Source organism: Methylopila henanensis (genome assembly GCF_042681025.1).
In the GTDB taxonomy this organism is placed as follows: Bacteria; Pseudomonadota; Alphaproteobacteria; order Rhizobiales; family Methylopilaceae; genus Methylopila; species Methylopila henanensis.
In genome coordinates this window covers 64,432-90,732 of sequence record NZ_JBHUER010000013.1, presented here as the reverse complement: position 1 = coordinate 90,732, position 26,301 = coordinate 64,432, and the positions used below count along the sequence as shown (strand labels likewise).

General features: G+C 70.8%; 27 protein-coding genes and 1 tRNA gene. 12 read left to right on the top strand and 16 right to left on the bottom strand.

Annotation, left to right across the window (positions count from 1 at the left end; translation table 11 throughout):
• Position 1: 1 nt before the first annotated feature.
• The 5 genes from tgt to coaD all read right to left on the bottom strand — a co-directional run bounded on the left by tgt (position 2) and on the right by coaD (position 3,931).
• Entirely contained in the window at positions 2 to 1,117 is a 1,116-nt protein-coding gene (gene tgt / locus ACFSCV_RS18360; RefSeq protein WP_378801025.1) for a tRNA guanosine(34) transglycosylase Tgt, read from the bottom strand.
• A complete protein-coding gene (gene queA / locus ACFSCV_RS18355) occupies positions 1,114 to 2,187 on the bottom strand; it encodes a tRNA preQ1(34) S-adenosylmethionine ribosyltransferase-isomerase QueA (protein ID WP_378801024.1) in 1,074 nt (357 codons plus the stop codon). The genes tgt and queA overlap by 4 nt, the downstream gene beginning before the upstream one ends.
• A 96-nt stretch (positions 2,188 to 2,283) precedes the next feature.
• A complete protein-coding gene (locus ACFSCV_RS18350; RefSeq protein WP_378801023.1) occupies positions 2,284 to 2,745 on the bottom strand; it encodes a peptidylprolyl isomerase in 462 nt (153 codons plus the stop codon).
• A 70-nt stretch (positions 2,746 to 2,815) separates the two neighbouring features.
• On the bottom strand, positions 2,816 to 3,367 hold the full coding sequence (locus tag ACFSCV_RS18345) for a peptidylprolyl isomerase (RefSeq protein ID WP_378801022.1): 552 nt from the start codon (positions 3,365 to 3,367) through the stop codon (positions 2,816 to 2,818).
• A 39-nt stretch (positions 3,368 to 3,406) separates the two neighbouring features.
• Positions 3,407 to 3,931 (bottom strand): pantetheine-phosphate adenylyltransferase, encoded by a 525-nt coding sequence (coaD, locus tag ACFSCV_RS18340; protein WP_378801020.1) that lies wholly within the window; start codon positions 3,929 to 3,931, stop codon positions 3,407 to 3,409.
• A 161-nt stretch (positions 3,932 to 4,092) separates the two neighbouring features.
• On the opposite strand from coaD, the gene ACFSCV_RS18335 reads away from it, so the two are divergent.
• Positions 4,093 to 4,266 (top strand): hypothetical protein, encoded by a 174-nt coding sequence (locus ACFSCV_RS18335; protein ID WP_378801019.1) that lies wholly within the window; start codon positions 4,093 to 4,095, stop codon positions 4,264 to 4,266.
• Positions 4,267 to 4,450: 184 nt separating this feature from the next.
• Here the strand turns inward: ACFSCV_RS18335 and ACFSCV_RS18330 are convergent, their stop codons facing one another.
• From ACFSCV_RS18330 to wrbA, 3 genes are all read right to left on the bottom strand, one after another.
• The gene (locus ACFSCV_RS18330; protein WP_378801018.1) at positions 4,451 to 4,834 is read right to left on the bottom strand and encodes a DUF1236 domain-containing protein; all 384 of its coding nucleotides are present in this window, start codon (positions 4,832 to 4,834) and stop codon (positions 4,451 to 4,453) included.
• Between the two features lie 206 nt (positions 4,835 to 5,040).
• A complete protein-coding gene (locus tag ACFSCV_RS18325) occupies positions 5,041 to 8,478 on the bottom strand; it encodes a class I SAM-dependent DNA methyltransferase (RefSeq protein ID WP_378801017.1) in 3,438 nt (1,145 codons plus the stop codon).
• A 101-nt stretch (positions 8,479 to 8,579) separates the two neighbouring features.
• Positions 8,580 to 9,179: an NAD(P)H:quinone oxidoreductase gene (gene wrbA / locus ACFSCV_RS18320; protein ID WP_378801016.1), complete on the bottom strand. Its 600-nt coding sequence runs from the start codon at positions 9,177 to 9,179 to the stop codon at positions 8,580 to 8,582.
• A 203-nt stretch (positions 9,180 to 9,382) separates the two neighbouring features.
• Between wrbA and ACFSCV_RS18315 the strand changes: the two genes are divergently transcribed.
• The 8 genes from ACFSCV_RS18315 to ACFSCV_RS18280 all read left to right on the top strand — a co-directional run bounded on the left by ACFSCV_RS18315 (position 9,383) and on the right by ACFSCV_RS18280 (position 18,571).
• Positions 9,383 to 10,180 carry an enoyl-CoA hydratase/isomerase family protein gene (locus ACFSCV_RS18315; protein ID WP_378801015.1) on the top strand — a complete coding sequence of 266 codons (798 nt, stop codon included), beginning with the start codon at positions 9,383 to 9,385 and terminating at the stop codon, positions 10,178 to 10,180.
• Between the two features lie 138 nt (positions 10,181 to 10,318).
• Positions 10,319 to 11,800 (top strand): glucose-6-phosphate dehydrogenase, encoded by a 1,482-nt coding sequence (gene zwf / locus ACFSCV_RS18310; RefSeq protein ID WP_378801014.1) that lies wholly within the window; start codon positions 10,319 to 10,321, stop codon positions 11,798 to 11,800.
• Positions 11,797 to 12,507, top strand: a complete 711-nt coding sequence (gene pgl / locus ACFSCV_RS18305; protein WP_378801013.1) for a 6-phosphogluconolactonase — start codon at positions 11,797 to 11,799, stop codon at positions 12,505 to 12,507. The genes zwf and pgl overlap by 4 nt, the downstream gene beginning before the upstream one ends.
• A gap of 163 nt (positions 12,508 to 12,670) precedes the next feature.
• On the top strand, positions 12,671 to 14,479 hold the full coding sequence (edd, locus tag ACFSCV_RS18300; RefSeq protein ID WP_378801012.1) for a phosphogluconate dehydratase: 1,809 nt from the start codon (positions 12,671 to 12,673) through the stop codon (positions 14,477 to 14,479).
• A gap of 101 nt (positions 14,480 to 14,580) precedes the next feature.
• A complete protein-coding gene (gene pgi / locus ACFSCV_RS18295; protein WP_378801011.1) occupies positions 14,581 to 16,215 on the top strand; it encodes a glucose-6-phosphate isomerase in 1,635 nt (544 codons plus the stop codon).
• 72 nt (positions 16,216 to 16,287) lie between these two features.
• Entirely contained in the window at positions 16,288 to 16,533 is a 246-nt protein-coding gene (locus ACFSCV_RS18290; RefSeq protein WP_378801010.1) for a type II toxin-antitoxin system ParD family antitoxin, read from the top strand.
• Position 16,534: 1 nt separating this feature from the next.
• Positions 16,535 to 16,843, top strand: a complete 309-nt coding sequence (locus ACFSCV_RS18285; RefSeq protein WP_378801009.1) for a type II toxin-antitoxin system RelE/ParE family toxin — start codon at positions 16,535 to 16,537, stop codon at positions 16,841 to 16,843.
• A gap of 258 nt (positions 16,844 to 17,101) precedes the next feature.
• Entirely contained in the window at positions 17,102 to 18,571 is a 1,470-nt protein-coding gene (locus ACFSCV_RS18280; protein WP_378801008.1) for a DEAD/DEAH box helicase, read from the top strand.
• 128 nt (positions 18,572 to 18,699) lie between these two features.
• On the opposite strand, the gene ACFSCV_RS18275 is transcribed toward ACFSCV_RS18280, so the two are convergent.
• The 3 genes from ACFSCV_RS18275 to ACFSCV_RS18265 form a co-directional block, all read right to left on the bottom strand.
• Positions 18,700 to 19,680: an alpha/beta hydrolase gene (locus ACFSCV_RS18275; RefSeq protein ID WP_378801007.1), complete on the bottom strand. Its 981-nt coding sequence runs from the start codon at positions 19,678 to 19,680 to the stop codon at positions 18,700 to 18,702.
• A gap of 159 nt (positions 19,681 to 19,839) precedes the next feature.
• Positions 19,840 to 20,775: an alpha/beta hydrolase gene (locus ACFSCV_RS18270; RefSeq protein ID WP_378801006.1), complete on the bottom strand. Its 936-nt coding sequence runs from the start codon at positions 20,773 to 20,775 to the stop codon at positions 19,840 to 19,842.
• 87 nt (positions 20,776 to 20,862) lie between these two features.
• Complete coding sequence (locus tag ACFSCV_RS18265) at positions 20,863 to 21,078, bottom strand: hypothetical protein (RefSeq protein WP_378801005.1); 216 nt, start codon at positions 21,076 to 21,078, stop codon at positions 20,863 to 20,865.
• A 140-nt stretch (positions 21,079 to 21,218) separates the two neighbouring features.
• On the opposite strand from ACFSCV_RS18265, the gene arsC reads away from it, so the two are divergent.
• Positions 21,219 to 21,641 carry an arsenate reductase (glutaredoxin) gene (arsC, locus tag ACFSCV_RS18260; protein WP_378801004.1) on the top strand — a complete coding sequence of 141 codons (423 nt, stop codon included), beginning with the start codon at positions 21,219 to 21,221 and terminating at the stop codon, positions 21,639 to 21,641.
• 21 nt (positions 21,642 to 21,662) lie between these two features.
• Here the strand turns inward: arsC and ACFSCV_RS18255 are convergent.
• From ACFSCV_RS18255 to ACFSCV_RS18240, 4 genes are all read right to left on the bottom strand, one after another.
• Positions 21,663 to 21,747 (bottom strand) — tRNA-Leu (locus ACFSCV_RS18255).
• Positions 21,748 to 21,835: 88 nt separating this feature from the next.
• On the bottom strand, positions 21,836 to 22,048 hold the full coding sequence (locus ACFSCV_RS18250) for a hypothetical protein (RefSeq protein ID WP_378801003.1): 213 nt from the start codon (positions 22,046 to 22,048) through the stop codon (positions 21,836 to 21,838).
• 161 nt (positions 22,049 to 22,209) lie between these two features.
• Positions 22,210 to 22,731: a xanthine phosphoribosyltransferase gene (gene gpt / locus ACFSCV_RS18245; protein ID WP_378801002.1), complete on the bottom strand. Its 522-nt coding sequence runs from the start codon at positions 22,729 to 22,731 to the stop codon at positions 22,210 to 22,212.
• 37 nt (positions 22,732 to 22,768) lie between these two features.
• Positions 22,769 to 23,506, bottom strand: a complete 738-nt coding sequence (locus ACFSCV_RS18240; RefSeq protein WP_378801001.1) for a competence/damage-inducible protein A — start codon at positions 23,504 to 23,506, stop codon at positions 22,769 to 22,771.
• Between the two features lie 117 nt (positions 23,507 to 23,623).
• On the opposite strand from ACFSCV_RS18240, the gene sfsA reads away from it, so the two are divergent.
• Positions 23,624 to 24,328 (top strand): DNA/RNA nuclease SfsA, encoded by a 705-nt coding sequence (gene sfsA, locus ACFSCV_RS18235; protein WP_378801000.1) that lies wholly within the window; start codon positions 23,624 to 23,626, stop codon positions 24,326 to 24,328.
• Positions 24,329 to 24,345: 17 nt separating this feature from the next.
• Here sfsA and ACFSCV_RS18230 read toward each other — a convergent pair whose 3' ends face one another.
• On the bottom strand, positions 24,346 to 24,993 hold the full coding sequence (locus ACFSCV_RS18230; RefSeq protein ID WP_378800999.1) for an invasion associated locus B family protein: 648 nt from the start codon (positions 24,991 to 24,993) through the stop codon (positions 24,346 to 24,348).
• A 261-nt stretch (positions 24,994 to 25,254) separates the two neighbouring features.
• On the opposite strand from ACFSCV_RS18230, the gene ACFSCV_RS18225 reads away from it, so the two are divergent.
• Positions 25,255 to 26,100 carry an AAA family ATPase gene (locus tag ACFSCV_RS18225; RefSeq protein WP_378800998.1) on the top strand — a complete coding sequence of 282 codons (846 nt, stop codon included), beginning with the start codon at positions 25,255 to 25,257 and terminating at the stop codon, positions 26,098 to 26,100.
• Positions 26,101 to 26,301: the final 201 nt, after the last annotated feature.

Here is a 26,301-nt window from a genome sequence, read left to right as displayed (position 1 = left end):
GTCAGCCGCCGCGCGCCCAGCCGGCGGTCGTGTCGGCCGCATAGGCCTCGAACGTCCCCGCCCGGATCGCCGCGCGCGCGCCCTCCATCAGCCGCTGGTAGTAGTCGAGATTGACCCAGGTCAGCAGCATCATGCCGAGGATCTCGCCGGTCTTGACGAGGTGGTGGAGGTACGCGCGGGAGTAGTCGCGCGCCGCGGGGCACGCGCTCTCCTCGTCGATCGGGCGCGGGTCGTCGGCGTGGCGCGCGTTCTTCAGGTTCAGCCGGCCGAAGCGGGTGAAGACCTGGCCGTGGCGGCCGGCGCGGGTCGGCATCACGCAGTCGAACATGTCGACGCCGCGGGCGATCGACTTCAGCAGGTCGTCGGGCGAGCCGACCCCCATGAGGTAGCGTGGCCGCCCGGCGGGAAGCTCGGGGATGGTCTCCTCGAGCATGGCGAGCATCACATCCTGCGGTTCGCCGACGGCGAGGCCGCCGACGGCGTAGCCGTCGAAGCCGATGTCGACGAGGCCCCGGGCGGAGGCGCGCCTGAGATCGGCCTGATCGCCGCCCTGCACGATGCCGAACAGCGCCCGACCCTCCGGCGTCCCGAACGCGACCTTGCAGCGCTCCGCCCAGTCGATCGAGAGCCGCATGGCGCGCTCCACCTCCGCGCGCTCCGCCGGCAGCCGCACGCACTCGTCGAGCTGCATGGTGACGTCGGAGCCGAGCAGGCGCTGGATCTCGACCGAGCGCTCGGGGGTGAGCCGGTGGGTCGAGCCGTCCACATGGGAGCGGAAGGTCACGCCGTCCTTGTCGAGCTTTCTCAGGCTCGCGAGCGACATCACCTGGAAGCCGCCGGAGTCCGTCAGGATCGGGTGCGGCCAGCCCATGAAGCGATGCAGGCCGCCGAGCTCCGCCACCCGCTCCGCGCCGGGGCGCAGCATCAGATGGTAGACGTTGCCGAGCACGACGTCCGCGCCGGTCTCGCGCACCTGGGAGGCGTACATCGCCTTGACGGTCGCCGCCGTGCCGACCGGCATGAAGGCCGGCGTGCGCACCTCGCCGCGCGGGAAGACGAGCGCGCCGGTGCGCGCGGCGCCGTCCGTCGCTGCGATGTCGAAGGGAATGGCGCTCATCGGGTCGCGTCCGGCAGGAACAGGCAGGCGTCGCCGTAGGAGTAGAAGCGGTAGCGTTCGGCGACGGCGTGGGCGTAAGCGCGGCGTACGACGTCGAGGCCGGCGAAGGCCGACACCAGCATCATCAGCGTCGAGCGCGGCAGGTGGAAGTTCGTCAGCAGCGCGTCGACGGCGCGGTAGCGGAACCCCGGCGTGATGAAGATGTCGGTCTCGCCCGAGAACGCGCCGAGCCGCCCGTCCTCGCCGACGGCGCTTTCCAGCAGCCGCGCCGAGGTGGTGCCGACGGCGAGAAGCCGTCCGCCCGCGGCCCGCGCGGCGTTGAGCGCCTCGGCGGTCTCCGCGGTGAGGACGCCGCTCTCGAAATGCATGCGATGGTCGTCGGTGTCCTCGACCTTGACCGGAAGAAAGGTGCCGGCGCCCACATGCAGCACGGTCTCGTGGCGGGAGACCCCGCGGCGGGCGATAGCGTCGAGCAGCGCCGGCGTGAAATGCAGGCCGGCGGTGGGCGCGGCGACCGCGCCCGGCTCGCGGGCGAAAAAGGTCTGGTAGTCGTCGGCGTCGCGCGCGTCGGTCGGACGCTTGGCCGCGATGTAGGGCGGCAGCGGCAGCTCGCCTGAGGACGCGATCGCGGCGTCGAGGTCGGGGCCGGCCAGATCGAAGGCGAGCGTGACCTCGCCGCCCTCCCCGCGCGCCTCGACGGTCGCCTCGAGACCGGCGTCGCCGCCGGAGCCGACGCGGACGCGCTCGCCAAGCCCGAGCTTCTTCGCCGGCCGGGCGAAGGCCTTCCAGCGCCGGCTGTCGAGCCGCTGGTGCAGCAGCAGCTCGACCTTCGCGGCCTGGTCGCCGCGCAGGCGGTACCCTCTAAGGCGCGCCGGGATCACCCGCGTCGCGTTGACGACCATGGCGTCGCCGGGCGCGAGCAACCCGGGCAGGTCCGAGACCAGCCGGTCCTCGAGCTCCGGCGTCCCGCCCGGCCGCACGACCAGCAGGCGCGCGCTGTCCCGCGGGACCGCCGGCCGGAGCGCGATCCGGTCTTCCGGCAGGTCGAAGTCGAACAGCGAGACGTCCAAGGCTGAAAAGGTCCGTTCGTTCGCGAGGCCCGGCCGCGCCGGGGCCTCGCGGTCGCGCCCGCGCGGACGCGGGCGCGACGTTCAGGAGTTCGCCGTTCAGGCGTCGGCGGCGACCTTGATCGAGACGATCTTGTCGGGATCGATCACCGGCTCGCCGCGCTTGATCTTGTCGACGTTGTCCATGCCCTCGGTGACCTTGCCCCACACCGAGTACTGGCCGTCGAGCCACGGCGCGTCCTCGAAGCAGATGAAGAACTGGCTGTCGGCGGAATCCGGGTCCATGGCGCGCGCCGCGGAGACGGTGCCGCGGACGTGCTTCTCCTTCGAGAACTCGGCCTTCAGCTTCTTGCCCGAGCCGCCGCGGCCGGTGCCTTCGGGATCACCCGTCTGCGCCATGAAGCCGTCGATCACGCGGTGGAAGACGACGCCGTCGTAGAACTTCTGGCGCACGAGCTCCTTCACGCGGGCCACGTGGCCCGGCGCGAGGTCCGGGCGCAGCTCGACGACGACGCGCCCCTTGGTCGTCTCAAGCACCAGCGTGTTCTCGGGATCGCTCATTGTCATCCTCTCCTCGGGATTAGTCCGTTATGCGCCCGCCGGTCGCGGGCGTCTTCGTCAATTGCGACGTTCAATTCGCGCCGACCACGCGGATCGTCCGGACCTTGTCGGGGCTGGCGACCATGCCGCTGCCGGCCTCGCCCTTCTCAAGCTTGTCGACGACCTCCATGCCGGACGTCACCTCGCCGACGATGGTGTACTTGCCGTCGAGCCAGGGCGCGGCGCCGAAGCAGATGAAGAACTGGCTGTTGGCGCTGTCGGGCGAGGCCGCGCGCGCCATGCCGAGCGTGCCGCGCTTGAAGCTCTCCTTAGAGAACTCGGCGGCCACGTCGGGATAGCTGGAGCCGCCGGTCCCGGTGCCGGTCGGATCGCCCGTCTGCGCCATGAAGCCCGCGATCACCCGATGGAACGGCACGCCGTCATAGAACTTCTCGTTCGCGAGCCGGACGATGCGCTCCACGTGGCGCGGCGCGAGATCCGGCCGCAAGCGAACGGTGATCGGGCCCTTGGTGGTCTCGATCGCGAGCGTCGGCCCGGCGGCGGGCGTCTTGGCGGGAGACTGCGCGAGCGCGGGCGCCGCCACGAGGCCGAGAGCGAGGGAGAGCGCGAGCAGGAGCTTCATGGGGCGACCTTTGGCGACGGGATCGGGCGAGGGCCGGCGTCAGCCGCGGAAACGGCGCGCGAGCCGTTCGGCGACCGCCGCGGGCACGAAAGAGGAGACATCGCCGCCCATGGCGGCGATCTGGCGGACGAGCGTGGCGGTCAGCGCGCGCACGCCCGGGCTCGACGGCAGGAAGACGGTCTCGATCTCGGGCGCCATCGCGCCGTTCATGCCGGCCATCTGCATCTCGTAGTCGAAGTCGGTCGCGTCGCGCAATCCTCGCACGAGGATGGTCGCGCCGGCCGAAGCCGCCGCCGTCACCACCAGCCTGTCGAAGGTCACGACCTCGAACGCGACGCCGCGCGCCTCGGCGATCGGCGCGCAGGTCTCGGCGAGCATCGCGATGCGCTCCTCGGCGGAGAACAGCGGCGTCTTGCCGGGATGGACCCCGACGCCGACGACCAGCCGGTCCGCGAGCGCGCAGGCGCGGCGGACGACGTCGAGATGACCGTTCGTGACGGGATCGAACGAGCCTGCGTAGAAGGCGGCGCGCGCCTTCGCGCTTGACGTGGTGTCTGCACCCATGACGGAGGCGACGAGCTCCAGAACCGTTCGGCCGCCGTCTCTACCGCGCGCGCGCCCCGCCCCGCAAGTGCGGGAGGTCGTGAACGCCCGATGAACGACCGGTCCAGAGTCCGTTCAGTCGCCCGGCGCCAAGGTCGCCTCGAAACATCGAGGAGGACGTGATGAACGCCGGACCGACGATGGGCTTCACCGCCGGACGGGCAATGGCCGCAGCCATCGCCGTGCTGTGCGCCGCAGCCGCCCTGGCTGTGCTGGCCACCGCCGCTCCCGTCGACCGCGGCTGGCCGCGCGGCGAACGTCCCGCTCCCCTCGACACAAGCCCCCTCGGGCGCTGACCCCCGCCGCGAGAAACGGCGACGGAACGGATTCCCGCCCCTCTCCGCTCCGACACGCACGAGGACGCCCGGCCGCATGGGGAGCGGCCGGGCGACTTTTTCTGTCCGGTTTCGGCGCATGCGCGCAAAAGAAAAGCCCCGCGGCCTCGCCGCGGGGCTTTCGTCAACCGAGGTCGTCGAAAGATCACTCGACCACTTCGACCACGCGGCGCTCGTCGTCGACGATGTACCGCTTCTCGTTGACGACGGTGTAGCTGTAGTCGCTGTCCGGCACCCTGTAGACTTCCACAGTCTCCGGCAGAGGCTTGCCGACCACGACCTCGCCCTCATAGGCGACGGACGGGCGCTGCTCCTTCACGACATAGGTGCGCACCTCGCGGGGGGGCGCGACCACGGTGCCGACGACGGCGCCTGCGACGCCTCCGACGGCTGCGCCGACCGGGCCGCCGATCACGGCGCCGGTCGCGGCTCCGCCAGCGGCGCCCGACACCGTGCCTTCCTGCGCCATGGCGCTGACGGGCATGGCGGCGCCGAGGATGACGGCAAGAGCAGTGAGATGATTTCGCATCGGTACGTCTCCATCATTCCCCTCGCCGCAATAACGGACGTGTCCTGCGAAGGTTCCCGTGAAAAACGTCTTTTGACGTATTGCTCTTCGCGCGGCTCGTCGGCGACGCCATTTGCGCTCGGCGGCCTCAATCGGACGTTGGCGCATAGATTACACGCGACGCCGCCGGTATTTCCGTGCGTGACTCCGGAAATAGGCGGGCCGCCTCACGCGCCGCGGCGGAGCGCGAAGCCCCCGGCCTCCGCCGGAGCGGAGATCGCGCCGAGGCGCGCCAGCGCCGCGAGGGTCGCCTCGATGCGCGGCGCGGCGCGGCGGCCCTCGCGGAACCTCAGCGCGAGCCCCTCCGCGTCGATCGGGCCCGGGGCCTCCAGCAGCGCGAGCATGACGGTCGCGGTCTGGGCGACGTCGTCGCGGGGAAAGGACGGCTTGGCGGCGCGCGCCGCCGCGAGCGGGGCGTCGATCCCCAGCCCCGGCGCGGACGACGCCCGCCGGTCCGGCGCCCGGCCGAAGCGCGTGGCCTGATAGGCCGGCCGCAGCCAGCGCACGTCGCCCCGCGCCTCCTCCGCGGCGCGGGCGGCGTTCAGGGCCGCGAGCCGCGCGACGACCTCCTCGGCGGGCAGATCGGCCGCGAAGCCGTAGGCGGCGGCGACCGCGACGTCGAGCCGGTCGTGCAACTCCTGCAGGATCAGGACGAGCCCTTCGTCGAAGATCCGCCGCTCGGGCGGCGCGAGCTCGGCCGGGCGGACGCCTTGCCTCAAGCGCTCCAACACGTTGTAGAGCCCGGTGAGAGTCAGCCGCGGGCGCTCCGCCAGCACCCGCTTGCGGTGGGCGTCGAGCTCCTCCGCGACCGCCGCGATCTCGGCCACGAGCGCCCGGGACGCCTCGGGGAAGGGAAACGGATCGAAGCAGCGGGATTTGGAGTAGCGCGGGTCGTTTCCGATTCCGAGCCATCCCCCGGAAGCCAGCGCCCAGGCCTCATGGAAGCGGGACGACAGCACGCCGAGATGGAAGGCGTCGTCGCTCGCGATCGCGACGAGCATGTTGTCGGGCAGGATGTCCGCGTCGAGGAACTGGAACGCCCGATGCTTCGACGTCTCGACCGTCGCGATGTAGCGAGGGAGGCCTTCGAGCGCCGGGCGAAGATCGGCGCGGGGTTCGCCGAACGTCCACCAGTTCCGCCGATAGCTTTCGCGGTTGTTGCGCTGCCGCTCGGGTCGCACCGTCCGCAGCAGATGCTGATACAGCTCAGGATAGCGTCTCCGAACCTCAGCGTCGTCTAGGCCGAACAGATCGACCACCATCACGCCACGCGGCCGCCCCGTCAGGTCGCGGCCGTTGCGGTATGGCCGGACATGACGGTCGAGGCCCTCGCGCCGCCCAAGGCCCAGGGACTCCGCCTCGTCCGGCCGAAGCACGAAGCCGCGGCCATGCAGCTTCACGCCCGGCGAGGCCAATCCCTCGTTCGCGCGCAACGCCTTCGCCGTCGTGACGTCGGCGCCCACCGTCAGGTCGGCGTTGATCCGGCCGCGCCGCTCGGTCGTCTCGACCGTGGGCGTGTCGGTGTCGAGCTCCTCCTCCCGCACGACCTCGCGCAGCAGCCCGTCCCTCGTCCCGGCCTCCACCACCGTCATGGCGATGCGCACGGCGGCGCTGTCGGGGGCGGCCTTGGTCCAGGGATGGTCGGGGATCGCCATCACCAGCGACACGGGCGGGCGTCCCGCCAGCCGCCGCTCCACTGCGCGGCGCTGGAACACCTGGCTGATCGAGTTGGTGGTCACGAGGCCGAAGCGGCGCAGCGGCGAGCCATCCCGCGTCAGCAGCTCCGCGGCGTGGTCCCACCAGTACATGACGAAGTCGGCGCTTTCGTTCATGTGCGGATGCGCGGCCCACAGCGCCTCGGCGTAAGATGAGCCGAGCCGCTCGCGCAGGTCCTTGCCGCCGATAAAGGGCGGGTTGCCGACGATGAACTCGGCCTCCGGCCAGTCCGGCCGGCGCGGACGGGCGTAGCGCAGGCGCTCGCCGCCGTCCGGGCCCGCCAGCGGCCGGCCGTGCTCGTCGCGGGCGAGCGACGTCTCCGCGGCGAGCACGGCGTCCGCCACCCGGATGTTGCGGAAGGCGCGCAGGATCGGCTCGTTGGGCGGGCCGCCGCGGGTGCGCGCGTGCCACTGCAGGTAGCCGATCCACAGCACCAGCTCTGCGATCGCCGCCGCGCGCGGATTCTTCTCCAGCCCGATGAGCTGGTGCGGGTCCACCGTATGGCCTTCGAGGCCGGACAGCGCCTCCTGGCCGCCGAGATCGGCGAGCCCCTCCAGCACGTCGCCTTCCAGCCGCTTCATCAGTTCGAGCGTGACGTAGAGGAAGTTGCCGGTGCCGCAGGCGGGGTCGAGCACGCGGACGGCGCAGAGCCGGTCGTGGAAGCCGCGCACCGTCTTCAGCGCGTCCTTCGCCCGGCCCTCGGCGCGCTGGCGCTCGGCGGTCGCGAGCGCCGCCGACCAGTCCGCGCGCAGCGGCTCCATCACGGTCGCCGTCACCAGCCGCTCCACATAGCCGCGCGGGGTGTAGTGCGCGCCAAGCCTGCGGCGCTCGTCCGGATCGAGCGCCCGCTCCAGCAGCGCGCCAAAGATCGCGGGCTCGACGTCGCGCCAGTCATGCGCCGCGGCGGCGCGCAGTTCGGCGATCTCCTCGCGGCCGAGCGCGAACACGCTGCGGTCCTTGAAGAACGAACCGTTGAAGCGGCGGACGGAGACCTTGAGCCCGAAGGCGAAGCCGCCGGTGTCCATCACCTCCCAGAGTTGCCCGACGAGCGGCGGGAAGCTCGCGGGATCGTCCTCGCACTCCGCCAGCAGACGGCTGAACGACCCCGGCGGGAGCAGCTCCACGCTCTGGGCGAACATGGTGAGAAGCAGGCGCATCAGGAACTGCGCCGCTTCTTCCGGCTCGCGCCCGGCCCGCTCCATGGCGCGCGTGACCGCGGCGAGCCGCTCGGCGATCCGGCGGGTGACGCGGGCCGCCTTGCGCGCGGGATCGAGCGCGCGTGGGTCGGCCCAGATCGCACGGAGCAGAGCGCGGGTTTCCGGCCGGCGGATGTCCTCGAGATAGATCCGGAAGCCGGCCCGGTCGGGAAACTGGTCGTAGGCTTTGCCGTCGCCGCGGAAGTTGGCGTAGAGCTCGAGGCAGTGCCCGACGTCGCAGACGATGACGAAGGGCGGCGGCTCATGGCCCGCCGGCAGCAGCCGGACATAGTCCTCGGCCTGCCGGCGCGCGTTCATCATCAGCACGTCCCAGGCGCGCTCGGCGCCGCGACGGCCCCGCGCGGCGGGCTCCGGCCCGCGCAGGTCGGCGCGCCCGTAAAGCTCCTTGCCGCCGCCGCTCCAGCGCGACTGCTTGGCCTCCAGCACGAAAGAGCCACGCCGGTAGAGGTCGATCCGGCGGCGCGTGGTCTCGCCCGCCCGGCCCCGCTCCTCCACCACCCGCTCGAACACGTAGTCGTTGGTTTCGGCGTGGGCGGAGGCCGGCTCCGGCCGCGCCACGCCGAGCGCGTCGGCGAGCTCGCTCAGGAACATGGCGTAGTTCGCCCGCTCCTGCCCGCCGACGCGGCCCCGCCACCGCTCGATGAAGGCCTCTACGGCCTCGTCCGACGCCATGCAACCCCAACGCGCATCATGACACGATGCTCGCTAGGGTGCATGAATCCGGATTGCGTACAACCTATGAGGTTGTGAATTCTACATTGCGCGCAAAAGGGTCATTTCGCGAGCTTGGCGGCGATCTCGGCGACGTGCTTGCCCTGGAAGCGCGCGCCGGCGAGTTCGTTCTCGCTCGGCTGGCGGGAGCCGTCGCCCTTGGCGAGCGTCGTCGCGCCGTAGGGCGAGCCGCCGGTGATCTCGTCCATGTTCATCTGGCCGGCGAAGCTGTAGGGCAGCCCGACGACCACCATTCCGTGGTGGAGCAGGGTCGGAAGGAAGCCGAGGATCGTGCTCTCCTGCCCGCCGTGCTGGGTCGCGGACGAGGTGAAGGCCGAACCGACCTTGCCGACCAGCTTGCCGGCGAACCACAGGCCGCCGGTCTGGTCGATGAAGCTGCGCATCTGCGAGGCGACGGTGCCGAAGCGGGTCGGCGCGCCGAAAACGATGGCGTCGTATTCGGGAAGCTCGTCGACGGTCGCGACCGGCGCGGCTTGGTCGAGCTTGAAGTGGCTCTGCCTGGCGATCTCTTCCGGCACGGTCTCCGGCACGCGCTTCACCACCGCCTCGGCGCCGGCTTCGCGCGCGCCCTCGGCGACGGCGTTCGCCATCGTCTCGATATGGCCGTAGGTGGAGTAGTAGAGAACGAGAACCTTGGTCACCGAACGCTCCTGTCGCTGGGGGCGCATCGGGCGCCCGTGTTCGTCGCGGCAGAAGGTGCGGCCGCCGCGCCGTTCGCACAAGCGCACGCCGCGCGACTGTTCGCTTGCATGATTGCACGGAACGCCCGTCTGCGCCGATCGGCCGGGTCACATCGCGCCGCGCGTCGGTGCTAAGGGTCGGCCTCGCCTTCGAGGAGCCCCCGATGACCGACGCCGCGCCGCCCGAAACCGTGACCGTGACGAAGACCGGCGCCGTGGCGACGCTCGCGGTGAACCGGCCGGCGAAGAAGAACGCGATCGATGAGGCGACGTGGCGCGCGCTGCCGCGCGCGGCGGCCGCGCTCGCCGCCGATCCCGACGTCGCGGTCGTCGTGGTGCGCGGCGCGGGCGGCGTGTTCTCGGCCGGCGCCGACATCGCGGAGTTCGTCGCGCTGGCCTCGGCCGACGAGGCGCGGCGGCGCGCCTACGCCGACGCCGTCCGCGACGGCGAGGAGGCGCTGGCGGCGATCCCGCAGCCGACCATCGCCGCAATCGAGGGCCCCTGCGTCGGCGGCGGCTGCCAGCTCGCGCTCGCCTGCGACATCCGGATCGCGGCGGAAGGGGCGCGCTTCGGCGTGACGCCCGCGAAGCTCGGCATCGTCTATCCCGTCGCGAGCACCCGGCGGCTGGTCGCCGCGGTCGGGCCCGCGCGCGCCAAGGAGCTGATCTTCACCGGCAAGCTGATCGGCGCGGAGGAGGCGCTGGCGATCGGGCTTATCGGCCGCGTCACGCCCCCGGCGGAACTCGACGGCGCGGTCGCGGCGCTCGCAGCCCCCCTCGCCGCCAATTCGCGCTATTCGCTGGTCGCCGCGAAGCGCGCCATCGACGCCCTGTCCGCGCCGGATCCCGACCTCGACGCGCTCGACCTTCTGTGGCGCGGCGGGTTCTCGGGCGAGGACCTCAAGGAGGGCGCCGCGGCCTTTCTCGAGAAGCGCGCGCCGCGGTTCTCCTGGCGGCCGTGAGGAGACTTCGAGGCCCGACCCTCGCGGCCCACGCGCCGCCGGCATGACGCCGGGGCATTTGACACCACCCCCCGACGCGCCATCATCTCGCAGCCGCACAAACGCGTCCCGCCCCCTCCCCGAGGAGCCCCATCGCCGATGACGAGCCGCATCGTAGCCGTCGATCCCTTCGACCTCGTCGTGTTCGGCGGAACGGGCGACCTCGCGCACCGCAAGCTGTTCCCGGCGCTGTTCCGTCGCGACCACGACGGCCAGATGACCGAGCCGACCCGGATCATCGGCGTCTCCCGCAAGGAGATGGACAAGAAGGCGTTCAAGGCCGAGGTTAAGGAGGCGCTCGAGACCTTCGTGTCGGCGGAGGAGCTCGACAAGGCCGCGGTGACCCGCTTCCTCGCGCGTCTCGACTACGTCACGCTCGACGCGACCGGCGAAGCGGGCTGGAGCGACCTCAAGGACAGGCTCGCGGACGGACTCGACCGGGTGCGGGCGTTCTACCTCGCGACCTCGCCCGACCTGTTCGACGCCATCGTCCACAACCTGCGCGACCACAGCCTGATCACGCCGAAGACCCGCGTCGTGCTGGAGAAGCCGCTGGGCAAGGACCTCGAGTCGGCCCGGGAGATCAACGCCGCCGTCGGCGACGTGCTCGACGAGAGCCAGATCTACCGCATCGACCATTATCTCGGGAAGGAGACGGTCCAGAACCTGCTGGCGCTGCGCTTCGCCAACGTTCTGTTCGAACCGGTCTGGGATTCCGCCCATGTGGACCACGTGCAGATCACCGTCGCGGAGAAGATCGGCGTCGGCGCCCGCGGCGGCTACTACGACACTTCCGGCGCGCTGCGCGACATGGTGCAGAACCACATCCTGCAGCTTCTCTGCCTCGTCGCGATGGAGCCGCCCGGCGAGCTCGACGCGGACTCCTTGCGCGACGAGAAGCTGAAGGTGCTGCGCGCGCTGAAGCCGATCGGCGACGCGACCGTCCGGACCCTGACCGTGCGCGGCCAGTACCGCGGCGGCGCCGTCGACGCCAAGTCGGTGCCCGGCTACATTGAGGAGCTCGGCGACGGCGCCGCGAGCAACACCGAGACCTTCGTGGCGCTGAAGGCGGAGGTGCAGACCTGGCGCTGGGCCGGCGTGCCGTTCTACCTCCGCACCGGCAAGCGGCTGCCGACCCAGGTCTCCGAGATCGTCATCCAGTTCCGCGAGGTGCCGCTGTCGATCTTCGGGGCCGCCGGCGGTTTCCTGGCGCCGAACCGCCTCGTCATCCGCCTGCAGCCGGACGAGGGCGTGAAGCTCTACCTCATGATCAAGGACCCCGGCCCCGGCGGGCTGAGGTTCCGCGAGGTGCCCCTGAACCTGTCCTTCGCCGACACCTTCAAGGTGCGCAACCCGGACGCCTATGAGCGGCTGCTGATGGACGTCATCCGCGGCAGCCAGGCGCTGTTCATGCGGCGCGACGAGGTGGAGGCGGCCTGGATGTGGGCCGATCCGATCCTCGAGGCGTGGTCGCGGCTAGGCCAGCCGCCGGCGTCCTACACCGCCGGCACCTGGGGCCCCTCCGCCGCGGTCGCCCTGATCGAACGCGACGGCCGCACCTGGCACGAGGACCCGTCATGACCACGGAACGCCACATCGACTTCCGGGAGTTCCCGAGCCGCGCCGAGCTCGCCGCCGATCTCGCGGCGCGCACGGCGGACGCGCTGCGCTCCGAAATCGCCGACGGCGGCGCCGCGACCCTCGCGGTCTCCGGCGGCTCCACGCCGAAGCTGTTCTTCCAGGAGCTGTCGAAGGCCGAGCTGGACTGGGAATCCGTCACCATCACGCTCATTGACGAGCGCTGGGTGCCGGAAACCGAGGAGCGCTCCAACGCCCGGCTGGTGAAGGAGAACCTGCTCCAGAACAACGCCGCCGCCGCGATCTTCGTGCCGCTGGTGACCGACGCCGGATCCCCCGAAGGCGGGCTGCCGGAGGTTCAGGAGCGGGTGGCCGATCTCTCCGGCCCGCTGACCGTCGCGATCCTGGGCATGGGCGGCGACGGCCACACCGCCTCGTTTTTTCCCGAGGGCGACCGGCTGGAGGACGCGATCGACCCGACCGGCAAGGCGCTCGTGGTTCCGATGCGCGCGCCGGCTGCGCCCGAGCCGCGGATCACGCTGACGCTGCCGACGCTGGTCGCGGCCGGCATGCTGGTGCTGCACATCGAGGGCGACGACAAGAAGCGCGTGCTCGATAAGGCGCTGCGGGGCGAGGACGCGCTGGAGATGCCGATCCGCGCCGTGATCGCCCACAGCCCGCGGCCACTCGAGGTGGTGTGGGCGAAATGAACGAAAGCGCCGTGTTCCGGCCTTGAGCCGGGACCCGGAAACGCAGAGGGTTTTCGACAACAGCGACGGCTTATCGGGACGCGACGGGCTGAGGGTCCGGCTCAAGGCCTGGACAGAATCCCGGCGCTCGATAAACCGGCGGCGCTCAATTCAGGAGGTCCTCATGACCCTCGACGCCCGCATCGCAGACGTCACGGAAGCGATCGTCAAGCGGTCGCGCGACACCCGCGCGCGCTACCTCGACGGCATCGCGAAGGCGGCCGCGGACGGCCCTCACCGGGCGGCGCTGTCCTGCGGCAACCTCGCCCACGGCTTCGCCGGCTGCGGCGGCAACGACAAGGCCGCGCTCAAGGGCCAGACGGTCCCGAACATCGGCATCGTCACCGCCTACAACGACATGCTTTCGGCGCATCAGCCCTACGAGCGTTTCCCCGACATTCTCCGCGCCGCGGCCCGGGACGCCGGCGCGGTGGCGCAGGTGGCCGGCGGCGTGCCCGCCATGTGCGACGGCGTCACGCAAGGGCGGCTCGGCATGGAGCTGTCGCTGTTCTCGCGCGACGTCATCGCGCTCTCGACCGCGGTCGCGCTCAGCCACGACATGTTCGACGCCGCGCTCTATCTCGGCATCTGCGACAAGATCGTGCCGGGGCTCGTCATCGGCGCGCTGTCGTTCGGGCATCTGCCGGCGGTGTTCGTGCCCTCCGGGCCAATGCCCTCCGGCATGACCAACGACGAGAAGGGCCGCATCCGCGGGCTCTACGCCGAAGGCAAGATCGGCCGCGCCGAGCTGCTGGAGGCGGAGAGCGCGAGCTACCACTCGCCCGGCACCTGCACCTTCTACGGCACCGCGAACTCGAACCAGATGCTCATGGAGATCATGGGCCTGCACCTGCCGGGCGCGAGCTTCGTGCAGCCGAACACGCCCCTGCGCGACGCCCTCACCCGCGCCGCGGTCTCCCAGGCGCTCGCGATCACGCGCTCGGGCAACGGCTACGCGCCGATCGGCCAGATCCTCGACGAGAAGGCCTTCGTGAACGGCATCGTCGGCCTCAACGCCACCGGCGGCTCCACCAACCACGCGATCCACCTCGTCGCGATGGCGAAGGCCGCGGGCATCACGCTGACCTGGGACGATTTCGACCGGCTCTCGGCCGCGACGCCCCTGCTCTGCCGCATCTACCCGAACGGCTCCGCCGACGTGAACCACTTCCACGCGGCCGGCGGCATGGGCTTCCTGATCCGCGAGCTCCGTCGCGCCGGCCTGCTGCACGACGACGTGCTGACCGTGATGGGCCCGGGCCTCTCCGAATATGAAAAGGAGCCGGCGCTCGTCGGCGACGAGATCGTGTGGCGGGACGGCGAGGCCGAGAGCGGCGACGCCTCGGTGCTGCGCCCGGTCGCCGCCCCGTTCCAGTCGGACGGCGGGCTCCGGGTGCTCGACGGCAACATCGGGCGCGCGGTGATCAAGGTCTCCGCGGTCGACCGCGATCGCTGGGTCATCGAGGCGCCGGCGCGTGTGTTCTCGACCCAGGACGGCCTCGAAGCCGCCTTCCGCGCCGGCGAGCTCGACCGCGACGTGATCGCGGTCGTCCGCTTCCAGGGTCCGAAGGCTAACGGCATGCCGGAGCTGCACCGGCTCACCCCCGCGCTCGGCGTGCTGCAGAAACGCGGCCACAAGGTCGCGCTCGTGACCGACGGGCGGATGTCGGGCGCCTCCGGCAAGGTCCCGGCGGCGATCCACGTCACGCCGGAGGCCGCCCATGGCGGGGCGATCGGCAAGATTCGCGACGGCGACCTGATGCGCCTCGACGCCGAGAGCGGCCGGCTGGAGGTGCTCGTCGACGCCGCCGAGTTCGAGGGCCGCGAGCCCGCCTTCGAGGAGACCGAGCCCCAGTTCGGCATGGGCCGCAACCTGTTCGCCGCCTTCCGCGCCGCGGTCGGCCCCGCCGAGCAGGGCGCCAGCGCGATCTGATCCGCAGCGTGAGCGTTTCCGCGATGGCCAAGCCGCCGCGGAACGGTATCTTCCGCCCGCGTTCCTGCGCGCAGAGCGCAGCGTCCGGAGATTTTGTCGCCATGACCTCGACCGACGTCCTGTTCGAACGCCTCGCCGAGCACCGGCGCGAGACCGAGGCCATGTCCCTGAGGACGCTGTTCGAGAACGATCCCCAGCGGTTCGCGCGCTTCTCCGTCACGCTCGACGACCTGCTGTTCGACTACTCCAAGACCCATGTGACGCCGGAGACGATCGAGCTGCTGGCGGCGCTCGCGCGCGCGGCCGACGTCGAGGGCCGGCGCGACGCCATGTTCGCGGGCGAGAAGATCAACGTCACCGAGGATCGCGCCGTGCTGCACACGGCGCTCCGGGCGGACGCCGACGCCGTCATCCGCGTCGACGGTGAGGACGTTATGCCGGAGGTGCGCGCCGAGCGCGCCAGGGCCGCCCGCTTCGCCGACGGCGTCCGCTCCGGCGCGCTGCTGGGGGCGACCGGCGAACGCTTCACCGACGTCGTGAACATCGGCATCGGCGGCTCCGACCTCGGCCCGGCGATGGCGGCGCTCGCGCTCGCGCCCTACGTCCAGAAGGGCCTGCGCGGCCACTTCGTCTCGAATGTCGACGGCGCGCACATCAACGATACGCTGCGCGGGCTCGACCCCACCCGCACGCTGTTCCTCGTCGCCTCCAAGACCTTCACCACCCAAGAGACCATGGCGAACGCCGGCGCGGCCCGGCGCTGGCTGGTCGGCGGGCTGGGCGAGGCCGCCGTCGGAGCCCATTTCGCCGCCATCTCCACCAATGTGGAGGCGGTCGAGGCCTTCGGCGTGAGCGCGGAGCGCATGTTCCGCTTCTGGGACTGGGTCGGCGGCCGGTACTCGATCTGGTCCGCGATCGGCCTGTCGCTGATGATCCTGATCGGCCCGAAGAACTACGAGGCCTTCCTCGGCGGCGCCCGCGAGATCGACGAGCATTTCCGGACCGCCCCGCTCGAGGAGAACATCCCCGCGCTGATGGGCCTGATCGGGATCTGGCACCGCAACGTCTGCGGCTACGACACCCACGCCGTGCTGCCCTACGACCAGCGGCTCGCCCGCTTCCCGGCCTATCTCCAGCAGCTCGACATGGAGTCGAACGGCAAGTCGGTGACGCTCGACGGAGCGCCGGTTAAGCGCAAGACCGGACCGATCGTGTGGGGCGAACCCGGCACCAACGGCCAGCACGCCTTCTACCAGCTCCTGCATCAGGGGACGAACGTGGTTCCGACCGACATCCTGCTCGGCGCCGTTCCCCACGAGCATGTGGGCGACCAGCACGCCATGCTGATCGCGAACGGGCTCGCCCAGGGCGAAGCCTTCATGACCGGCCGCACCACCGAGGAGGCCGCCGCCATCCTCCGGACAGCCGGCAGGAACGAGGATGAGATCGCCGCGCTTAGCCCGCACAAGACCTTTCCCGGCGGGCGGCCCACATGCACGCTCGCCTACCGCACCCTCGACCCGCGCACGCTCGGCCGCCTGATCGCGCTCTACGAGCACAAGGTGTTCACGCAAGGCGCGATCTGGGGGATCAACTCGTTCGACCAGTGGGGCGTGGAGCTCGGCAAGGAGCTCGCGAACCGGCTGATCCCGATCGTCAAGGGCGAGGCCGGCGCCGAAAACCTCGACGCATCGACCCGCGGGCTGGTGGCCCATCTGCAGAAGCTGCGAGGCTGAGGACGACGGCCGATAACATGAATGGCGCAATTCATGTTATTCTGCCCGTTGATCAAAAGCGGGAGATCGCCCTTGAACGTCTCTGTAGGCGCCCGGTGGGAAGAGTTCGTCGCCTCGGTCGTGGCGCAGGGCCGCTATGGCTCCGCGAGCGAGGTGGTGCGCGAGGGTCTGCGGCTGGTCGAGGAGCGGGAGGCGAAGCTCGCCAAGCTGAAAGCCACGATCGAGGACTCGATCGCCGAGGGCGGCGACTTCTCCTCGAACGAGGTGGCGGCGGCGCTTGACGCTAAAGCGGCGGAACTGGCGAAAGCCGGCTTCTAGGGTGGCGCGCGCCCGCTTTAGCGCTGCGGCTCGGCGGGACTTAAGCAACATCCTTGGATACATCGCCAACGAAAGCGGAAGCGCCACCACCGCGCGTAGTTTCGTCCGCCGGCTGCAGGAGAAATGCGATGATCTCGCTGCGTTGCCGGGCACGATCGGCGCATCGCGTCCGGAGCTGGCCGACGACTTACGAAGCTACGCCTTCAAAGGCTACGTCATCTTTTTTTGTTACGAGGGCGACATATTACGTGTGATCACTGTGCTGCAGGGGCAGCGCGATGTGCTCTCCTATTTCGAAAGCGATGACTGAAGCAGCCCCGCGCGGCTTTCGCCCGCGCTTTCGTTCGAAACTTGACTTCCGCTCTTCGCACATGCACATAAGGCGCATCGCACACGATGCGATCCCTCGCGTCCAGGCCGCGTGAGTCGGGCCCCTCGCCCGAACCTGCCGGACGCCCACGAACACCATCGACAGCCCAGATCACGCGGGGCGCGTCTCAACGCACCCGCCGTCGCCGCGCGCCGTCAGGCTCTGCGCGGTCGCACGGCTGCACGGAAGATCCAAGACTTGACCAAATTCACCGACCTCGGCCTCTCGGAGCCCATCCTCAAGGCGCTCGCGGCCGACGGCTACGAAACCCCCACCCCCATCCAGGCGCAGGCGATCCCGTCGCTGCTCGCCGGCCGCGACCTCATGGGCATCGCCCAGACCGGCACCGGCAAGACCGCGGCCTTCGCGCTGCCGATCATCGAGAAGCTGATCGCCAACCCGCGCATGGCGCCGCGCCGCGGCTGCCGCGTGCTGGTGCTGTCGCCGACCCGCGAGCTCGCCAGCCAGATCGCGGATTCGTTCCGCTCCTACGCCAAGAACCTGAAGCTCTCGATCGCCGTCGTCTTCGGCGGCGTCGCCGCCGGCCCGCAGGTGCGCAAGCTCTCAAACGGCGTCGACATCCTGGTCGCGACCCCCGGCCGCCTGCTCGACCACATCGACGGCAAGATGCTGCGGCTCGACCAGGTCGAGTTCTTCGTGCTCGACGAGGCCGACCAGATGCTGGACCTCGGCTTCATCCACTCGATCCGCCGCATCCTGCCGATGCTGCCGCATCGCCGGCAGACGATGTTCTTCTCGGCCACCATGCCGAAGACGATCAAGGATCTGGCCGACGCCATGCTGACCGATCCGGCCATGGTTCAGGTGACGCCTGTCGCCAAGACCGCCGACCGGGTGGAGCAGAAGGTCATCTTCGTCGAGCAGAGCGGCAAGAAGGCTATCCTCGCCGAGGTTCTGCGCAGCCCCGACGTCGGCCGCGCCCTGGTGTTCACCCGCACCAAGCACGGCGCCGACAAGGTCGTGCGCCAGCTCGAGGAAGCCGGCATCGCGTCCGCGGCGATTCACGGCAACAAGAGCCAGGCCCAGCGCGAGCGGGCGCTCGGCTCGTTCAAGACCGGCCACATCAAGACGCTGATCGCGACCGACATCGCCGCACGCGGCATCGACGTCGACGGCGTCACGCATGTGGTGAACCACGACATCCCGAACGTGCCGGAATCCTACGTCCACCGCATCGGCCGCACAGCGCGCGCCGGGGCCGCCGGGCTCGCGGTCTCGCTCGTCGCCAATGACGAGCGCATGTACCTGCGCGACATCGAGCGTCTCATCAAGCAATCGATCCCGGCGACCGACCGCCGCTCCGAGGCCGGCAAGGCCGAGCCCGAGGGCGACGGCGCCGCGTCGCAGAAGGCGCGGCCGCCGCGCCAGGGCCGTCCGCAGAGCCAGCGTCCCGCGCAGGGCGCCGGCCAGCGCCAGCAGCCGGGCCGCGGTCATGGCGACGCCGGCCGCTCCGAGCAGGGCCGCCGCAGCCATGGCCACGGTCAGGGCCATCACGGCGCCCGCGCGGACTCCGCCCGTCAGGGCTCGGGCGGCGGCCCCAGCGGCGACATGGCCTCGGTCGGCTTCATGAAGCCGTCCGGCGGCCGTCCCAACCGCCGCCGTCGCGGCGGCGGGGGAGCCCCCAGCGGCGAACGCCGCCAGGGCTGATCCGACAGCCAAGCCTCCTTCGGTCCCGCTCACGGCCCTTGAGGCCGCGCGGCGGGACCGAAGCTCATGTTCCGCGTGAACGCCGCCGGTGAAGCCCCCGCTTCACCGGCGTTTTCGTGGGTGCGCGCTCAGCGCGACGCCGCGTCCGCCTCGCCGTCCGTCGTCCCGTCGACGGCCGCGTGACGGGCGGGCGCGGAGGGCGCGCCGGCCACCGCCGCGCCGCAGGTCGGATCGAGCTGCGGTCCGAGCCAGTCGAGCGCCGGCCCGAGCTCCCGGCGCCACAGCGCCCAGTCGTGCTCCCCCGACACGATCGTCAGCTTGCTCGGCACCTGCGAGCGCAGCAGCGCGAGATGCATCTCGGTCGTCCCCTGCACGATCCCGCCGGGGTCCTTGTCGCCGGCGTTGAGATAGACCGCCGGCTTGTAGCGCCTCAGCGCCAGCTTCTGCGCCTTCGGGAACAGGTTCCAGGCGTTGAACCGCGCGCGCTTGAACGGCGTTCCGAAGGCGCCGTCGTAGAAGGTCCTGGCCCGCTTCAGCCGCGTCGTCATCTGCGGCCCGAGCGGCTGCGCGATCGAGCCGGACAGGCTGATGGCGAAGCCGTAGCGGGTCGGCTTGTCGAAGGCGAACAGCAGCGCGCCGTAGCCGCCCATGGAGAGCCCCGCCACCGCCCGCGCCTGACGGCAGTTCGCGGTGGGCAGCCGCGCGTCGACCGCGGCGACGAGGTCGCGCGTCAGCGCGGTCTCCATCGTCCCTTCGCCCTGCGCGTCGGGATTGTCGACGTACCAGCTGTTGCCGGCGTAGGGCATCACCACCACGGTCGGCGGCATCCGCCCCTCGGCGATGGCGCGGTCCATGGTCGCCGCGAGGCCGCCGGCGTCGAGCCAGTCCGCCTCGCCCGGTCCGCCGCCATGGAGCAGATAGAGCACCGGCCAGCGCTCGCCGCGCGCAGGCGGCGCCGCGGGGCGGTAGAGGCTGTAGCGGATCGGCTTGCCGAGCGCGGGACTCGGCGCCGTCAGGTCGCGTTCGACGACGCCGACGGCGGGAGAGGCGGCGGCGGGGGCGGCGAACGCCGCGGCCGCAATCAGGCAGAGGACACGCCAAGACGCCATGGCGACGCTCCGGGACGACGCCGCCGCGCGCGGCGTCCTTCGTTTTCGCCTGGAGATTAGGCCCGCGCCCCCTCGCGCGTCACGCCCAAAACCTGTGCGCGGGGTGCGCCCCGGACGCGCAGCTCCGGCATGCCCCGCGCCGGCGCGCACCGCCGCGGGTCAGCGCGTCGAGACGCCCTCGCGGGCTGCGACGGCCGCGCCGCAGCTCGCGTCGAGCCGGGGCCCGAGCCACCCGAACGCCTGGTCCATGTCGCGCGACCAGGTCTCCCAGTCATGCGCGCCGGCGCCGATCCGGAGCGTGCTCTCCACGCCCGCGCGCAGCAGCCGGCTGTGCAGCAGCGTCGTGCTCTGCAGCAGGCCGCCGCGGTCGCGGTCGCCGATGGCGAGATAGATCGCGGGCTTCGGCCCGAGCCGGTCCTTCAGCGCGTCGAGCCGGCCGAACGCGGTGAGCGCGTTGAAGCGCTCGCGCTCGAGCGGCGCGCCGAAGGCGCCGTCGTAGAACTGGTCGGCGCGGACCACGCGCGCCCGGTCCTTCTCCGCGATCGGCGGCGCTATGGCGCCGGACAGGCTGATGGCGGAGGCGAACAGGTCCGGCTCGTCGAGCCCGAACAGCAGCGCGCCGTAGCCGCCCATGGAGAGCCCCGCCACCGCCCTCGCCTCGCGGCAGGCCGCCACGGGGAAGCGCGCCTCCAGCGCCGCGCGCAGGTCGCGCGTGATCGCGGTCTTCATCAGGCCGCGCCCGCCGGCGTCGGGATTGTCGACATACCAGCTGTAGGGAGCGACCGGCATCACCACGAGCATCGGGGGAATCCGCCCCTCGGCGATGGCGCGGTCGAGCAGGCTCGCGATGCCGCCCATGTCGAGCCAGTCCGACTCGCTCGGACGCCCTTCGAGCAGGTAGAGCGTCGGCCACGCCTCGCCGTGCTGGGGCGGAAACGCCGGGCGATAGAGATTGTAGACGAGGTCGCGCCCGAGCGCGGGGCTCGGCGCGGTCTGGTTGCGCTCCACCACGCCGCCCGGCAGCTCCTGTGCCGAGGCGACGCCGGACAACGCGACGAGAAGGCCAAGAAAGAGGGCGAGGAGAGATTTCGGCATACGGGCCCGGGACAGCGTGAGCGACGGTCTCGACGGCAACATAGGGAGGCGCTGACGATTTTCCGCACAGAACTTCGTGCACGCCGTTCAGTCGTGGCGCCCTGCCTCGCCGTCGGCGTCATAGCCGCGCATGCCGATCGGATCCTCGGACTCGCCGGCGCCCCGCTCCGTGATCGGCCCCCGCATCATCGACCCCGTGCCCAGAAACTGCCGGATCATCGAGACCGCCATGAAGCCGATGAAACCGATCGCCAACGCCATGACGACGACGAGGGCATAGACGGCCCCCACATCCTTGCTCATTCGTCCGCCCTCCCCGGCGCCGGAAAAGGCTGGGCCCGCCCGCGACCCATGACAAGCGCCCGCGTCACCTCAGGCGCAACTCCTCTCGTCGCGCAGAGACAGGCCGCGTAAGGTCGCGCCCCATCCAAGGGAACGCGCCCATGAACGAAACCGTCACGATCTGGCATAATCCCGCCTGCGGGACCTCGCGCAACACGCTCGCGATGATCCGGGCGTCGGGCGTCGAGCCGGTCGTCGTGGAATACCTTCGGACGCCGCCGACGCGGTCCGAACTCGAACGCGCGATCGCCGACGCCGGCCTGACGGTCCGCGAGGCGATCCGCTCGAAACAGGGGATCTTCGACGAGCTCGGCCTCGGCGCACCCGACCGCTCCGACGCCGAGTTGCTGGACGCGATGCTGGCGCACCCAATCCTGATCAACCGCCCCTTCGTCTTCACCGCGCGGGGCGCGCGGCTGTGCCGGCCGTCGGAGCGCGTGCTGGAGATCCTGCCGGCGCCCCTGCCCGGCGCCTTCGTCAAGGAAGACGGCGACGTGGTCGATCCGGCCGCCGGAGCGCGCTGACGGGGACGATCGGAAAACAGCTGGTGCGGACGGCGGGACTCGAACCCGCATGCCTTGCGGCGCAAGATTTTAAGTCTCGTGCGTCTACCGGTTTCGCCACGTCCGCACGCGGCGCCGGAGGCATGGCACGAAAAAAGCGCGCCGCACAAGCGACGCGCTCGTCTCGTTCAGGTCGGCGAAGCCTCGTGGCTTCGTCAGGCCCGGTAGGGCGACTTCATTTCGGCGACGTCGCCAAGGCCGAGCCGCTCGAGATCGTTCTGCTCCGGGGTGCGGCGCGACTCCATGGCGGAGGCGACGCGTCCGGCGGCGACCACGAGACCAATGGTCTCGACCACGTCGCGAACGATGTTGCGGATGCGAAAAGCCGGCAGGGGACGGCCCATCGCGACGGACAGATTGCGAGCCACGTTCATCTCCAGTTCGTTTGGAACCCCTTGGGTTCACGAGATGAATGTAGTCCCGATGCCGCGCTGCACAATGCGCGATCTGGTCGCCGGAGGCATGCGACTTTCGCATAACTCCGAAACCAGTCCTTCACAATTGACGGATATCCTCGTCGGTCGCGATCTCAGCCCGGCGCGCCGTCGCGGATCGGCGGCTGGAAGCTCAGGCCCATGTCCCAGGGGAAGTAGATCCAGGTGTCCTGGCTCACCTCGGTGACGAAGGTGTCGACCAGCGGCCGCCCCATCGGCTTGGCGTAGACGGTGGCGAAATGCGCCTTGGGCAGCATGGCGCGCACCACCTTGGCGGTGCCGCCGGTGTCGACGAGGTCGTCGACGATCAGCACGCCGGCGCCCTCTCCGCCGCGGATGTTCGCGACGCGCTCCTCGACGCCCTTCAGCACCTGCAGCCCGCCCTGCGTCTTGTAGTCGTGGTAGCTCGCGACGCAGACCGTCTCGATCAGGCGGATGTCGAGCTCGCGGGCGACGATCGCGGCCGGCACCAGCCCGCCGCGGGTGATGGCGACGATGGCGTCGAAGCCGCCGGTCGCGCGCGCCTCGCCGGCGAGCCGCCAGGCGAGCGCCCGCGCGTCGCGGTGAAACTGGTCCCACGACACGGGAAACGCCTTGTCGGCGCGGGCGTCGGCCATCATTCGAACCTCCGGGGAAAAAACGGTCGGGCCGCGATCAGCGCAGGCCCGCGAGCATCTCTTCGACCGCGGCTTTCGCGGCGGCGAGCGCCTCCGAGTCGCGCGAGCGCAGCACCACATTGGTGTTGAAGCCCTGGTCGTCCATGAACGGGTAGCTGCCGATCGCGACGCCCGGATGCGCCTTCTGGACGGCGGCGAGCGGGGTCGCGATGTCGCCTTCCTTGGCGTCGGCGCGCACGCTCTCGCTCAGCATGCGGACGCCCGGCGCGAGCTGCGGCCCCACCACGTCCATCATGGCGCGCATGATCGAGGGCACGCCCGCCATGACGAACACGTTGCCGAGCCGGAAGCCGGGCGCTTTGGAGACCACGTTCGCGATCAGGTCGGCGCCGAACGGGATGCGCGTCATCCGCATCCGGCCCTCGTTGAGATCGGCGGGGTTCGGAAACCGCTCGCGCAGCATGGCGACCGCGCGCGGATCGACATCGATCCCGACGCCGAACGCCTTCGCGATCGAATCGGCGGTGATGTCGTCATGGGTCGGGCCGATGCCCCCGGTGGTGAAGACATAGGTCCAGGACGCGCGCAGCGCGTTGACCGCGCTCACGATCGCGTCCTCGTCGTCGGCGACGACGCGGATCTCCTTCAGGTCGATCCCGATCTCGGTCAGGTAGTCGGCGATGTAGCCGCTGTTGGTGTCCTTGGTGCGCCCCGACAGCACCTCGTCGCCGATCACGAGCACGGCGGCGGTGGACGGGGGCGTGGACTCCGGCACGGCGGAAACTCCAAGGACAACATAGGGGATGGGGACATGAAGGCTCCGCCCGATTTAGAAGAGCCGCTGCGCCTGGGCAAGCCGGCCCGGCGGCCTCATCCCGGAGAAGCTCGACCCATGCGGTTTTCCGCGCCGCTCACGCCCGGCCGCCTCGTGCGCCGCTACAAGCGCTTCCTCGCCGACGTCGTGCTGGACGACGGCCGCGAGGTGGTCGCCCATGTGGCGAACTCCGGCTCCATGCTGGGCTTGTCCACGCCCGGCGCGCGGGTCTGGTTGCGGCCGAAGACCAGCGGACTGCTCGCCTGGTCCTGGGCGGTCGTCGAGGTCGAGATCGCGGGCGCACCCCGGCTCGTCGGCGTCGACACCGGCGTGCCGAACGTGCTCGGGCTCGAAGCGGTCGCGGCCGGCCTGCTTCCGGCCTTCGCGGGCTACGACAGCGTGCGGCGCGAGGTGAAGTACGGCCGCAACAGCCGCATCGACCTGCTGCTGGAATCAGCGTCCCGGCCGCGCGCCTTCGTGGAGATCAAGAACGTCCATCTCTGGCGCGACGGCGACCGCGCCGAGTTTCCGGACGCGGTGACCGCCCGCGGCGCGAAACACCTCGTGGAGCTCGCAGATCAGGTCCGCGCCGGCGACCGTGCGGCGATGCTGTTCATCGTGCAGGGGCCGGGAGCGGCCTTCTCGATCGCGCGCGACATCGACCCGGCCTACGGCGCGGCCTTCGACCTCGCCCGCGCGGCCGGCGTCGAGGCGCATTGCTGGACGAGCGTCGTCACCATGGAAGGCGTCACGCTCGACCGCGAGATCCCGATTCGCGACTGAAGCGGAGCGTCAGGCGTTCAGTTCGCGAGCTGCGACATGCGGTCGAGCGCCGCGGCGAAGCCGTTCAGCGACACGTTGAAGCTCGTCACCCGACCGTCCGACTGGTTCAGCGAGGCGACCACGAGCCGCGTGCCCTTCTTGAGAGCGTCGGTCGCGGCGGTCGGGAACGACACCGGCAGGATGCAGCCCTGCGGCACGCAGGTGGAGAAGCGCAGCCCGGCGCCGAAATCCTTGTCGTCGAGGGTGAGCACCGCGCCGTTGTCGAGCCGGAGGCCGAACGGCATCAGCACGGCGCCCTCGGACGCGCCGTTCGCGGGCGCGCGCAGCTCGATCGCGAAGGTCCGCCGGCCGGTCTGGTTGTCGCCCTGGGCCTGCGACAGCAGGCAGGTCTTGCGATTCTCCGCGACCCGGCAGTCCACGGTCCAGTCGCCATAGACCTCGTTGATCGAGGCGGCGCCGTTCGGCAGGGTCGCGGCGGCGCCGGCGGGCGCCGGGGTCTCGGCCTTCGGACCGTTCGCCGCGGGGGCGGACGGGCGCGGCTTGTCGTTCTGGCGCAGCCGATCGGTCGCGGCCTTCATCTCCTCGGCCGTCGGCTGCTGGGCGAGCGCGCCCCCGGCGAAGGCCACGGCGGCGGCGAGAAGGACGGCGGCGCGGAACGGAACCATGACTGAACGCTCTTCGTGAGATGAGGCTGGGCGCGTGAGCGCCGCTCTACACCAATCGCGCCATGGTTGGTAAGTCCTTTGCGCCCGCCTGCGCAGATTTGGCGCGACGTCGCGAAATATAGAATTCGTCTAATCTGATCGCGCTGTCCTGCGCGCCCGCAAGCCTGCGCGGCGATCGGCGGCCTTCTGTCGGCGCGCCGGACGCCTTATGGCTGATCGCTCCGGCGCGTCAGCGCCCCCCTTGAGGAGATCCGTCAGGCGATGACCTTCGAAGGCACCAGCGGATATGTCGCGACCGACGACCTGAAGATCGCGGTCAACGCCGCGGTGACGCTCGAACGCCCGCTGCTGGTGAAGGGCGAGCCCGGCACCGGCAAGACGGTGCTGGCGCAGGAAGTCGCCCGCGCGCTCGGCGCTCCCCTGCTCGAATGGCACGTGAAGTCGACCACCAAGGCGGTGCAGGGCCTCTACGAATACGACGCAGTGGCGCGGCTGCGCGACGGCCAGCTCGGCGACCCGCGCGTCTCCGACATCGCGAACTACATCCGCAAGGGGCCGCTGTGGCGGGCGTTCACCGCCGACGTCCGGCCGGTCCTGCTGATCGACGAGATCGACAAGGCCGACATCGAGTTCCCGAACGACCTGCTGCAGGAGCTCGACCGGATGGAGTTCCACGTCCACGAGACCGGCGAGACCGTGAAGGCGCGCGAGCGGCCGGTGGTGATCATCACCTCGAACAACGAGAAGGAGCTGCCGGACGCCTTCCTGCGGCGCTGCTTCTTCCACTACATCCGCTTCCCCGATCCCGAGACCATGGCGGCGATCGTCGAGAGCCATTTCCCGGGCCTCAAGAAGCGGCTGCTGAGCGAGGCGCTGACGCTGTTCTACGAGGTGCGCGAGGCGCCGGGCCTTCGCAAGAAGCCGTCCACCAGCGAGCTGCTGGACTGGCTGAAGCTGCTGCTGGTCGAGGACATCGCGCCCGAGACGCTGCGGGAGAAGAACCCGCGCAAGCTCGTGCCGCCGCTGCACGGCGCGCTGCTGAAGAACGAGCAGGACGTGCAGCTTTTCGAACGTCTCGCCTTCATGATGCGTCGCGAGGGGCGGTAAGCGAGCGAACGTCGTGGCGGCGTCGCGACGACGGTTTCGCCGTCATGGTCCGGCTTGACCGGACCATCCATGTCCGGCGCGGAGTTCGGCGCCCGCGATGGGTCCTCCGGTCCAGCCGGAGGACGACGAGCGGATAGGGCGACGCATAGACGGTAGGCGTGGCGACAGACCCTCTCGCGCAAAACAAAAAGGCGGCGTCCG

Coding starts and splice junctions, on each gene's coding strand:
- ACFSCV_RS18335 (WP_378801019.1), top strand. CDS start 4,093: ATGAACGCCGGACCGACGATGGGCTTCACCGCCGGACGGGCAATGGCC.
- ACFSCV_RS18345 (WP_378801022.1), bottom strand. CDS start 3,367: ATGAAGCTCCTGCTCGCGCTCTCCCTCGCTCTCGGCCTCGTGGCGGCG.
- ACFSCV_RS18265 (WP_378801005.1), bottom strand. CDS start 21,078: ATGAGCAAGGATGTGGGGGCCGTCTATGCCCTCGTCGTCGTCATGGCG.
- ACFSCV_RS18315 (WP_378801015.1), top strand. CDS start 9,383: ATGACCGACGCCGCGCCGCCCGAAACCGTGACCGTGACGAAGACCGGC.
- ACFSCV_RS18325 (WP_378801017.1), bottom strand. CDS start 8,478: ATGGCGTCGGACGAGGCCGTAGAGGCCTTCATCGAGCGGTGGCGGGGC.
- gpt (WP_378801002.1), bottom strand. CDS start 22,731: ATGGCCGACGCCCGCGCCGACAAGGCGTTTCCCGTGTCGTGGGACCAG.
- ACFSCV_RS18275 (WP_378801007.1), bottom strand. CDS start 19,680: ATGGCGTCTTGGCGTGTCCTCTGCCTGATTGCGGCCGCGGCGTTCGCC.
- zwf (WP_378801014.1), top strand. CDS start 10,319: ATGACGAGCCGCATCGTAGCCGTCGATCCCTTCGACCTCGTCGTGTTC.
- edd (WP_378801012.1), top strand. CDS start 12,671: ATGACCCTCGACGCCCGCATCGCAGACGTCACGGAAGCGATCGTCAAG.
- ACFSCV_RS18330 (WP_378801018.1), bottom strand. CDS start 4,834: ATGCGAAATCATCTCACTGCTCTTGCCGTCATCCTCGGCGCCGCCATG.
- arsC (WP_378801004.1), top strand. CDS start 21,219: ATGAACGAAACCGTCACGATCTGGCATAATCCCGCCTGCGGGACCTCG.
- pgi (WP_378801011.1), top strand. CDS start 14,581: ATGACCTCGACCGACGTCCTGTTCGAACGCCTCGCCGAGCACCGGCGC.
- ACFSCV_RS18230 (WP_378800999.1), bottom strand. CDS start 24,993: ATGGTTCCGTTCCGCGCCGCCGTCCTTCTCGCCGCCGCCGTGGCCTTC.
- ACFSCV_RS18270 (WP_378801006.1), bottom strand. CDS start 20,775: ATGCCGAAATCTCTCCTCGCCCTCTTTCTTGGCCTTCTCGTCGCGTTG.
- coaD (WP_378801020.1), bottom strand. CDS start 3,931: ATGGGTGCAGACACCACGTCAAGCGCGAAGGCGCGCGCCGCCTTCTAC.
- sfsA (WP_378801000.1), top strand. CDS start 23,624: ATGCGGTTTTCCGCGCCGCTCACGCCCGGCCGCCTCGTGCGCCGCTAC.
- pgl (WP_378801013.1), top strand. CDS start 11,797: ATGACCACGGAACGCCACATCGACTTCCGGGAGTTCCCGAGCCGCGCC.
- ACFSCV_RS18225 (WP_378800998.1), top strand. CDS start 25,255: ATGACCTTCGAAGGCACCAGCGGATATGTCGCGACCGACGACCTGAAG.
- ACFSCV_RS18350 (WP_378801023.1), bottom strand. CDS start 2,745: ATGAGCGATCCCGAGAACACGCTGGTGCTTGAGACGACCAAGGGGCGC.
- tgt (WP_378801025.1), bottom strand. CDS start 1,117: ATGAGCGCCATTCCCTTCGACATCGCAGCGACGGACGGCGCCGCGCGC.